Annotated in this window: 7 protein-coding genes; 1 reads left to right on the top strand and 6 read right to left on the bottom strand. The window is 34.1% G+C overall.

The window, feature by feature from the left end; translation table 11 throughout:
• The first annotated feature begins 289 nt into the window (after positions 1-289).
• Positions 290-718, top strand: a complete 429-nt coding sequence (locus tag KHM83_RS17450) for a helix-turn-helix domain-containing protein (protein ID WP_213238332.1) — start codon at positions 290-292, stop codon at positions 716-718.
• 510 nt (positions 719-1,228) lie between these two features.
• Here KHM83_RS17450 and KHM83_RS17445 read toward each other — a convergent pair.
• From KHM83_RS17445 to KHM83_RS17420, 6 genes are all read right to left on the bottom strand, one after another.
• Complete coding sequence (locus KHM83_RS17445) at positions 1,229-3,175, bottom strand: vWA domain-containing protein (protein WP_213238331.1); 1,947 nt, start codon at positions 3,173-3,175, stop codon at positions 1,229-1,231.
• Between the two features lie 11 nt (positions 3,176-3,186).
• Positions 3,187-4,422, bottom strand: coding sequence for a hypothetical protein (locus KHM83_RS17440; RefSeq protein WP_213238330.1), 1,236 nt, complete (start codon positions 4,420-4,422; stop codon positions 3,187-3,189).
• Positions 4,419-6,479 carry a P-loop NTPase family protein gene (locus KHM83_RS17435; protein WP_246543182.1) on the bottom strand — a complete coding sequence of 687 codons (2,061 nt, stop codon included), beginning with the start codon at positions 6,477-6,479 and terminating at the stop codon, positions 4,419-4,421. Before KHM83_RS17435 ends, KHM83_RS17440 begins: the two co-directional genes overlap by 4 nt.
• A gap of 190 nt (positions 6,480-6,669) precedes the next feature.
• Positions 6,670-8,463: an oleate hydratase gene (locus tag KHM83_RS17430; protein ID WP_213238328.1), complete on the bottom strand. Its 1,794-nt coding sequence runs from the start codon at positions 8,461-8,463 to the stop codon at positions 6,670-6,672.
• Between the two features lie 286 nt (positions 8,464-8,749).
• A complete protein-coding gene (locus KHM83_RS17425; protein WP_213238327.1) occupies positions 8,750-9,331 on the bottom strand; it encodes a TetR/AcrR family transcriptional regulator in 582 nt (193 codons plus the stop codon).
• A 1,121-nt stretch (positions 9,332-10,452) separates the two neighbouring features.
• Positions 10,453-10,737, bottom strand: a complete 285-nt coding sequence (locus KHM83_RS17420; RefSeq protein ID WP_213238326.1) for an ArsR/SmtB family transcription factor — start codon at positions 10,735-10,737, stop codon at positions 10,453-10,455.
• Between the last annotated feature and the right edge of the window lie 147 nt (positions 10,738-10,884).

Genomic DNA, 10,884 nt, shown 5'->3' with positions numbered 1-10,884 from the left:
CCTTTTGGCAGTGCGCAACTTAATTCAAGTGATGCTCTAACAAAAAATCGTTGATGCTCTAATTGCGAATTAGTGATGCTCAAATGAGCAACTTGGTGATGCTTCTATCGTGAAATATTCATTTGGCGATATCGGCTGTCAAAATTCACTATTTCCCGACAGCCCCTTGTAACAAATGACTACGGCAAAACAAGGGAGCTATTTCATCGTGGCATTGACAAAGCCAAAGAGCAAGGCAAAGTCAAATCACGTGGACTAAAACAATATTCTCATGAAAGCGGGTGAAGTAGTGGAATTTAAAGATAAGATAAAAAATCGAAGATTAGAATTGGGCTTAACCCTAGAGGAAGTTGCTAAGGCTGCAGGGGTCAGTGCACCTACGATTCTAAGATATGAAAATGGAGATATAAAGAACGTAAGAAAAGACAAGATAAAAGCCTTGGCTGATGCACTTCAACTCACACCGACCTATTTAATGGATTGGAACGAGCATCCAGAAATCAAAAGAAGCTTTGATTATTATATGGAAATGCAGCTCCACCTACTTGGTTATAAAATTATTTATGATGAAGAGGATGCCTATATTGTTTTAAAAGGCAAAGAAGGTGAGTTTGAAATAACTCAAGAAGATCTCGAAGAACTAAGTGGAGAGTTGCAATCGTTCTTGAACTTTAAAATTTTTGACCTCATGCAGAACTCCCGGAAATTTGGCAAATAAAATAAGCATCTACCTGGTCAACTCAGGCGGATGCTTATTTTATTTGGGCTTAACCCCTTTTACTCTTCATCTTCATTAGTCATTTGTCGTTCGAAGGATTGTCTTATCAGGCTCATGATGTATGGCAGTTCCTTTATGTTGGGCCTGCTACTCCACAAGCATGCCCGCTTGCACGGATTTTAAATATCTTATTAAAAAACAGAATTCCAATGCCTGATAGAAAATAAATTAAAATAATTTTTACATTAATAGCATAAAAACACCTTCACTCCCAGACCGTTATCGCATTTACGGCCGAGTTGGCTTGTTCTTTAATATGCTTGTTGAATGGATTGAAAACGATATGCCAATTAGTTCTGAAGAATTAGCTAAGGTGTGCTTTGAGTCAATTAATTTTTAACGTTTTTTCTCAAGGCATATATTTTTACCTTATCCATTAACGACTCAAAACCACGCACTTGCCGGATTTTTTCCAGTTCTCCCAGGCTAGATCTTATGCGAACTCACCTTTCAGTGATTATTAAAAGCAGACTGCATATTTTTCCCTACTGCTTTTAGCAGTTCTTTAGGTAGCCTTTCTATCTGTTCGCCGATCATTACTCCATGGGGCTCTCTGTAGCCTTCATTCCATACGAAATTAAAGATTTTTTCATTTGTATTGTTGCTTTTTCCCATTTGGAACGCATAGATTTCTACATTTTTAGATAGTAATTCTTGCACAGCTTCTTTTGCTGCTCCCGGAAAACTTGATGCGCCATCAGTAATTTCGAAGATTATCTTTATTTGTTTTCCATTTTTAAGTTCCCTTTCATGCAAAGGTGTAATTCTATTGGATATTTCCATAAGGCAGCTTCCATCATCTGTTGCTCCATCTGCTGCATTTAGCTTTACGATTGAGCGGATTATGCCGCTCATTTCTTTTTCCTTCACATTTTTATCATTAAATTCTTTAACATTATAACACTTGCTGCCAAAAAACCACGTTTCGCTTAAAACTTCTACTCTTTGATTCAATTGCTCTGCATTGCTTTTCAAATATAGGTTAAAATCATCAATTGACAACAATGTCACTGCCAGAGCTTTTCTAGCCGCCTCAATTTTTGACTCATTCATTGATCCTGAATTGTCTATTACAAAAGAAATCTCAATTCTTTCAGGCAATATATCTGTTTGAGGCTCTAGTAAATATCTATTAAAAATCGGGATATTTTTGTAGTTTCCCTTTTTTTCAGCTTCTACAAAATCTGGATAAGAGTTAATAAAGCTACCGACATTAAGTTTTCCCTTTATTTGATCACCTCTTTTTACACTTACTTCCTTCTTTGCATCCCCTATCAACTTTTTCCAAAATTGACGCATTTGTTCTCTTTCCATTTTCATTTTATTTGAATAAAATTGAAACAATTGTTGATCTGTTTCGCTAATCCCATAAGGCACTAAATCCACCTTACCTTGTATTGTATTTTGTACGTTCCAGCTTATTTGTTCCTGTTTATCTAACATTTCTTGTAAAATCTTTTTCTCTTCTTCCTGCGTAGATTCTAGTGAATCTGATATCTCGTCTGCTTTAGATTGTTCAAAAGGATTTTCACTTCCCCCTACTTGCTCTTTTTTCTGTCCTTCTGATTTATAAAACACCATTTCATCAATTTCTTCTTTCCACAATTGCTCAAAGATTGGAAAGATAAAAGAACGAATGAATGGATCTCTTTCTATTATTCCTTGCTCATTATTAATCTGTCTAACTAATTGATAATGAATAAAGTTAAAAAAAGACTGATTGAAAACCTTTCTATTAAAGGGATTTTCATCACATCCTTCGATCGTAGGCACTCTTTTATATAATTCAATTATTAATAAACTGTTTGCAAAAGCTCTATGTCTAGGCATTTGAGAAATAGACTCGATGGTCTTACCTGTCTGTTTCATATATGAAACAATTCCCTCGAAATTTTCTTTATCTCTATATATAGGGCACATCTGCAAAACTCTTAGAAAGGATATCTGCTTATCCAATAGATGTAATAAGTCAAGAATTTCTTTTCTTACATAATTTGAAATAATTCCGGGTTGATATGCATGGTCCTTTTCCAGTCCTTCTTCTTTTATCCTGGCCAAAATATATCTTGTAATATGATCGATTTCTTTCTGCCAATCTTTTTTTCTATTCAGATATTTTTTAGCTTGCCTTTTCCAATCAGGGTATAGGGCTAACTCGTAGTAGATATGCCACATTATCTGATTGTCATCTAATTCTCTATCTAGAAAGCTTTGAAGCGGTAAGTACAAAACCCCTTTTGAAGGATCCAGTAGAAATCTTTCCAATCTTGGATCAGGTATATACATCAAACTGGGATCCCCTGTAAATGTGGCTAATGAGCGTTGTTCTTTTTGCAAAAATTCTTCGCAGTGTTTTTTAGATTCTTCAATTAGAGTTTGTTCATCAATATTAAACATACTCATCCCTCCTATTGATACAGTGAAAGATCCCACAGGTATTTCGGTGTGTCAATCCGATCAATTTCCAGCAGATTTAACTTACCTTCTACATCCATAAGCAAATATTTTGAAATACCTAATTTTAGGACATTTGTAAAAAAGATATCTTTGATATCCACCTCATCATTTAGATACCAATTTCCAAAATTTTCTTCAAGTAGGTATATGATTCCATCCTCACTTAAAACTACAGCAGTGCCTTTTTTAGATTGAACGTCAAACAAATTACCCTTTAAATCATTCAATTCTATTCTTACAGGTTTTGAGTCTTCTAATGAAAGTATCTTAAGATGCCCATTATTGCCTAGAACTATAATTGAACTCTTGCTGCCATTTTCATCCTGAAGGCATCTAATTCCCCTTATTTCATCATTCAAACATTTTATTTTTTCCGTAATAGTAAGTTGCTTGTTCTCGTATTTGATAAAATATAATTCTCCCATTTTTGTTCCAACTGCAAAATAATCTTCATTTACCTTCTCAAATGCAGTCCAATTTTGAATAGTGATATATATATCTTTATGAAAAACGATATCATATTCATCTTTCTCTTTTATTACTTCAAATAAACTAAACTTTTCGTCTCCATTTTCCACTACAAATAAACCTTCATTAATTTCCAGGCATCCTCCAAATCCATTAAAATCATGATCTGATTGAATACTTTTAATCTTAATCTGTCCGTTGACGTCTGGCATTTGGCTAAAATTATTGCATGAAAGAAGATAACATCCCCCTCTGACTCCAAAGAGCATAATTTCTTTATCACTCAATTTATATATATACGAAACCCTTTCCTTTATTTCTTTAATAGGAGGGCTCCACTCTCCCTCAATTTGATTACGATAAGAAAAATTATCAGCAACGTCTATATATAAAAATTGAACCTTTCCGCCTATACTGCTTGTAATAAAAAGATTTTCATTTATTCTCAATGCAGTTTGTAAGAAACTATCAAACCTAAATGCTCCCAATTGTTTTAAAGGTTTTATTTGCATTGAAGTTTTTTTTATACTATTTGCATAAACCCTGTAATAAGGTATTAATTCAGCCAATAACTCTTCTTCTATTTGTGAAAGTTTATTTAATTGTTCTTCAAAACCATCATCCAAAACCCCATTTGTTTGGCATTCATTTAGCTTCTTTCTTAAATCTATAACCTGATTCTTGAAATTCTTTCCGTCTACTGACAAATTCAGTTTCATTTTTCTCCTTCATTATCCTCCAGGTATTCAAGCAGCTCCTTTGAATGTTCTAAATGGGATAATTGCTGGTCTAGTTTCTGATATTTTTTCACATCAATCCGCAGTGAATCATCAATATCAATTTCAAAAATTTCTTTTAGTCCCTTTGTCAAACCTCTCCTTAGAGTTCCTTTTCCAAATACCAGATGAACTACATCTAAACAGCTTAAAGTTTCTATTGATGGGCGGACATAATAATATGGACTGGTACGAATTTCTTCGTATGTTGCCGCTGCTTCTCCTATGCCTTTCGTATCAACCTTCCATCCTTTCATTGCAGGAAAAAACCCAAAACGCACCGCTTGTGAGAGAATATAATTTTGATCGTCAGGATAAGTGATTGAACTAATAAAACCATCCCACAAGGCTTTACTTAAGTCTTTTTCTTCGCCTAGATTCCAATTATCTAAAACGTGCAAAATATTACGGATTGATAATACAGACTCTCTAAGCTCAGGTTCATCCATTCCAGAATCTTTTAGGATTTCATTATCTTTCCACTTACCCATAAAAACATTCTGAGTAACCCTACACAGTTGAGAAAAGCGGAACAATTCTTCTAATGTCCTTTTGGAATCAGGAATGTGAATATTTCCATTTTTGTCAGCCAATTGTGCTATTATTATTCTGAAAAGTTCGTTTTTTTCTGGGAACTCCTGATCTTCCAGGGAACCGGTTATTTTTTGAGGTACATAATTGTATTCAATTGTTACGAAACGTGATTTAAAGGCTGGATTCAGCTCATTTGTCCCTTCATAATTAACCATTTGAGTTGATAGATTCCCTGTACCGATAAATCCAAATCCAGGGTTAATCAAAACGGGGCCAACTCCTGTAATATAAGCTGTACTTCCTACATGACGCTGCAATATATCATTCAAAGCTATTAAGTTTTGCATGGCAATTGTATTTAATTCATCTACGATTACAGTGCGGCCTTCCTTTACTGCAATCAAAATTTCTCTTTCTACTTTTTTTATTACAGTACCAAAGCTACTATTACTTGCTACCAGTAAATCAGAAAAGCTCTTCCATATTTGAATCTTAAGCTGCAGCTGCTCTTCATCAGTCATCTGCTCCAGTCTTTCTTTGTGCTCATCCATCCACTTATAAAAATCTCCTATAATCATATTAAGGTAATCCGTATATGATCCCTGGGAGAAACTATGTGTAAGAGACAAGGTTTTTTCCACGAACATATCTTCATAGGTTAAATTATGTGAACCGGATATAAATAGCGGCTGCAGGGACTCTATTTCCCCTTTACTTCCATTGGTTAATATATTTTTATAATAAAGCTTTCTTTCTTCATTAAGTTCTTTAAATACTTGAATAGCATCTTTTTCTTTCGCATTTGGATTTTTAGAAAACCATTCCTCCATTTTATTTTCTAATTCACTTTGTATTTTATTTTGAATAGTAAAATCCATGGCTGCTTCAGTTGCTAATTGTGTTTTCCCGCTTCCTAAATGTCCTACAATATATACAGGGACACCTAAATTCAACGAATCTATTACTTTTTGCTTTGCATTAACTACATAGGGGACAGCTACCAAACGTTGCTCGTGCTGGGTTTCTATATCGCTTATCAATTGACGTTTATAATAAAATTCCCATGCTTCAGGAGAGCTTTCCAGGATCTTCTTCAATTCCTTTTCCAATCCTCTTATGCAGTCAACGCGATATCTTGTAGCTGAATTACTACCAAAGTGGCTGTAATTATTAGTCTCGCTGCTTATCCTCCTTTCAAAGCGAAGAAAAAACCTTTCATATTCAATTAAATTCTCAATTTCCTGTATCTTTTTACCCTGGTTTGCTGTTTCCTCTTCTACATAAGCTTTATATTTTTCGTAAAAAACATTATCTTCTTTAGAATAGACAGGAATTTTATCATCTCTTTCTTCAAATTTTCGAAAAGCTTTAAAAAATGATTCTTGTCCTTCTATCTCTCTATTATATTCATATTCCAATGACCTTGAGGCTTCCCTGCGCAAATCATCTTCATACCGGCTTTGCATTTCTTCTATGGCAGGAATATAAGCTTGCTTAATGTTTTTTTGTTCTTTCACAGAAGTCTCCTCCATTTTATGATGTTTATTTAATAAGGGCTTTGCCCATCATTATAATAATTGAATATAATTGAATATAAATTAAAATCCCGTTTTTTTAAATTCGGGATTTTAATCAAATTATCAATTCAAAATGTCACTAAAAAATGCCATATTCTTTTAATAACTGTTCAATTTCTGTTCCTGCTAGTTGTTTCATAATTTTACGTTTAGTCAATGGTGGTAAATCAATTTTTAGTTTTTCGCCATCTAATAAACTTGCACCTGCATTTAACAAATAGCGGATATCATATCTTGAAGCAAATACCTCAGGAACTCCTTTTTCAACTCCAGTCAGTACATATACTGCTTCCATAGCTGTACGTCCCGAGTATTCGATAGTAAATACAGTATCACGTCCTGGATCATCCAATGTTTCAGCAAATTGTCCAAGAAAAGCAAAGTTTACTGCATTCTTTGGCACAACATATGGACGATCTCCAAATTCACGAGGCATAAACATAGATGTGATAAATGGCATCATAACAGGGACTGCAGTACATGATTCTGCTAATTCTTCGATCTCATCTACAGGAACACCTATATGGTATAACCATTCCTTTGTGATTTCCTTACCAGTGCAATCTCTCATAGGCTTTTTAATGTAATCGCCAGGAACATCAGAAAATAAACCATATACCCAAACAACAACGTCTTTTTCAGGTTGTCCATAATATTGCTCTTGACGGTTTATTGTCCAGCTCATCAACCATGAAGAGTCAAGGGCAGTAACTATACCACCTGTTACAGTGCGTCCGCCATATGGTGAACGTTTTGTGATCTTTTCAATGTACTTAGGAACACGTTCATCATGACAAGTTACTGTGCAAGACTCCCAATTTGATTTTTCTGTATCTGTGCAGAATTTATCTGGATGTCCAAATTCATCTGATTGAGCAGCTATGTTTCTCCATAATCTCCAACATCCCCCTAGTTCCTTGTTAAATGGAGCAGGAGTATTGTCATCACCATATCCAGAACCTTCAGTCATAGAACCATTAGTGATAAATACTAAGTCATTTTCTGTTAAGTCAATAGAAATATTCTTTCCATTTTTATCTGCTGCAACTATTCTCTTTGCAGCCTTTTTATCATCTGAAATTGAGAACTCAACATTATTAACAGTAATTCCATATTGAAATTTAGCACCATGGTCTTCCAAATATTTAACCATAGGTTTTACAAATGAAGTATATTGATCATGGCGTGAAAATTGTAAAGCAGAAAGATCTGGCAACCCTCCAACATGGTGGATAAAGCGGTTCATATATAATTTCATCTCTAAAGCACTATGCCAGTTCTCAAAAGCGAACATTGTCCTCCAATATGTCCAAAAGTCACTATTTAAAAGTTCTTCGGAAAAAATATCTTCAATAGCTTTATTTTGAAGTTCTTCATCTGGTATACTTACAAAAGCAGCTAATTCTTTTGCCAAGTCTTGACCTAAATTGAACTTTCCATTATCATAGCGTTCGCCTTGATTTTTAGTAATACGGCAATTGCTAGAGTTTGGGTCATCATAGTTTGTATAGTAAAAATGATCTAATACAGTCATGTTAGGATCTTCTGTAGATGGCAATGAACTAAATAAGTTCCATAAAACCTCAAAATGATGTCCCATTTCACGTCCACCACGTGCCACATAGCCCATATTTTGACGAATTTGACCGTCTAAACAACCACCAGGAATATCTAGCTGCTCCAAAAAAGTAATCTTGCTGCCATCCATATGAGCATCGCGAATTAAAAAACAACCAGCAGCCAAAGCACCAATACCTGTACCAATTAAGTAAGCCTTTTTTTCTTCAATTCCTTCAGGCTTTCTTGCGTTTACCAAAGAATGATAAGTTCCATTTGTAAGCGTAAGCCTATCATCATGTGTCTTTAATTTCATTTTATTTCCTTCTTTCTTAATAGTCTTCTAAATCCTACTATTATGTTTAGAGTTCTTTTATGTACACTCTACTAGCACTCCACATTTTGAGTGGTAATAAATAACAACACCTCCTTTAACTTTGTGAATACTTGTTATCTGTAGGATTTGTTCATACTTATAATATCGCTTTTTTATGTCTTTTACATTAGGCAAACAAACTGCGGTGTTCGAATTTCGAACGCCGCAGTTTGTTTGCCTAATTTTTTGGCATTGAGATTAGAATGCCTTACAAAAAAAGATTTTGTTATTGTTTTTTATTAGAGTCATTTAAACCAGCACTTCGCTTAAGGGATAGGGCAATGTGTCCATCGAAGAGCCGCCCGATTCGTCTGATGATAGTATCAGGGTCTTCCTTCATTCCAGAAGCAATCCAGCGTAGTACCATTTCAGTAAGAGCACACTGATAAAAGGAAGCAATCAGTTTTTTATCCCCCGAAGAAGCTGAGATACCGTCGCTTACTTTTTCAACATACCGGCTCATGATATTTCCTGATACATTGAATAGATAGTCCTCTAATTCTTCTTTCTGCATGGAATTATATACATGATAAATGGCTGTTTTGTTTTGTAAAGAAAACTTAGTAGCCACAATAAAGCTCTCTTCCCAAGAGAGTGTATCATTATATTCATCAATTACTATCTGAAGTTCTGTTTGAAAGATTTCTGACAAAATTGCATATATATCTGTATAGTAATAATAAAAAGTATTTCTGTTGATATCACATGCTGAAGCAATATCCTTAACTGTTATTTTATTAAGTGGACGCTCATTCAATATCTTTATGAATTCTTCTCGAATGATTTTTTTTGTATATTGCTGTGCCATGCCATTACCTCCTAGTATAATATTGTTATACCCACTAAGGGCTATACTTTAAAATATTTCTAAATATAAAATTATTCATTTCTTTTATTCTGTAACAGAAGAAAGAGTTCTTCCTTCATCAGATGTTAATTCTAAATTTAACATGTCTGAAGGTTCCCAGTAGACTCCAGACTTTTCATAAAGTATACTCTTAAAGGATAGGATAAAAAATGTTACCCCCCTTGGGAAGTCAGTTTCTACTGACCTATACATATGATTAAGTCAATTAGTCCATTCAATGAGGTTTTATGATTTGGCTGGTTTGGAACCTCAGGCTATACTCGTATCACATGCTAGGATGTGTACTCATTGCTTGGAAATGGATTCCTATCAGAAAGAGGCTATCGCTCATATCAAACAATATTAAATATGATTTATTATCTATCAAGAGAATATTATGACCTAATGGACAACCGTTCTTCTTACGTGAATAAGCTTCTAGGCGAATTATGGATGGTATATCCGCAATATTTATAAGTTTTTTCTAACATTACTACAAATACTACATTAAAATTACTGGAAAAATACACTTCTCCAGATGCATTTTTAAGTGCACCTAAAGATGATATTATTAACTCCATACGTTCTACTGCACGCTTTGGATTTATTTATGCTGAAAACAAGTATAATGCCATTATTCAGGCTGCAAATAATGCAAAAGCTTTTGGTCATTCAGTAAGCAGTAATTTTAAACGCATTCATCTATATACTCGTTTTATACGTCAGTATGATGAAGAAGTCTCATCAATGCTGTCTGATATGCATGAACTTGTGAACGCCTACAAAGACACTGAATTTGTTAAACAGATACATCTCATCGAGTCATTTAAAGGTGCAGGATTTCTTTCTGCAGTAAGCCTTATGATTATCGCTGTAGCTTTAATAGTTCTTTGTTTTGCTGTTTGCTTTATTAATCTTAGACTTCTGATATTGGGTTAGTTTCCTATTGCTCTTGGCTTCAAGGTTTCTTATCTTCACTCCCTTTATTAGAATTCTCTATCATACTGCTCAGCACTCATATGATTCATCATACGATTCATCAATCGCTCCATAATATTCATCTTAATTTTCCTCACGTTTTTTTAATCCTCCCCATTACCAATTTGCTGAAGCTCTTTTAAAGAACCTAAAAGCTGTGGCTTTGTAAGACTATAGTAGATAAACGCACCTTCACGTTCAGGCTCCAGCACATGGCCCTCCTTCAAAACACGTAGGTGATGTGATACCAAGGGTTGCGGTAACTCTAATGACTGTATAATTTCTGAAACCGACTTTCGTTCCTTTCCAATGAAATAAACAATACGTAAACGATTAGAATCAGCCAAAATTTTTAAAAACTGTTGTAAAAATTCAAAATCCAGTGTCATTACCTCCTTTCAAATACATTTATGGTTATTTATATAAATTGAAGTTTATATCAATTATCATTTATATTAATGTTCGTTTATATTGTACTTCTGAATATATTTTTTGTCAATAATTATTTTCATAAAACTGACTTATATTGTATTACA

This window comes from Fusibacter paucivorans (genome assembly GCF_018390735.1).
Lineage (GTDB): Bacteria > Bacillota > Clostridia > Peptostreptococcales > Acidaminobacteraceae > Fusibacter > Fusibacter paucivorans.
The sequence above is the reverse complement of the archived record's forward strand: the minus strand, read 5'-3'. Positions and strand labels throughout refer to the sequence as shown.

What these genes read in the sequence shown, in the direction of transcription:
- KHM83_RS17445 (WP_213238331.1), bottom strand. Translation starts at nt 3,175, where the DNA reads ATGTTTAATATTGATGAACAAACTCTAATTGAAGAATCTAAAAAACAC.
- KHM83_RS17440 (WP_213238330.1), bottom strand. Translation starts at nt 4,422, where the DNA reads ATGAAACTGAATTTGTCAGTAGACGGAAAGAATTTCAAGAATCAGGTT.
- KHM83_RS17435 (WP_246543182.1), bottom strand. Translation starts at nt 6,479, where the DNA reads ATGCAAAGCCGGTATGAAGATGATTTGCGCAGGGAAGCCTCAAGGTCA.
- KHM83_RS17430 (WP_213238328.1), bottom strand. Translation starts at nt 8,463, where the DNA reads ATGAAATTAAAGACACATGATGATAGGCTTACGCTTACAAATGGAACT.
- KHM83_RS17425 (WP_213238327.1), bottom strand. Translation starts at nt 9,331, where the DNA reads ATGGCACAGCAATATACAAAAAAAATCATTCGAGAAGAATTCATAAAG.
- KHM83_RS17420 (WP_213238326.1), bottom strand. Translation starts at nt 10,737, where the DNA reads ATGACACTGGATTTTGAATTTTTACAACAGTTTTTAAAAATTTTGGCT.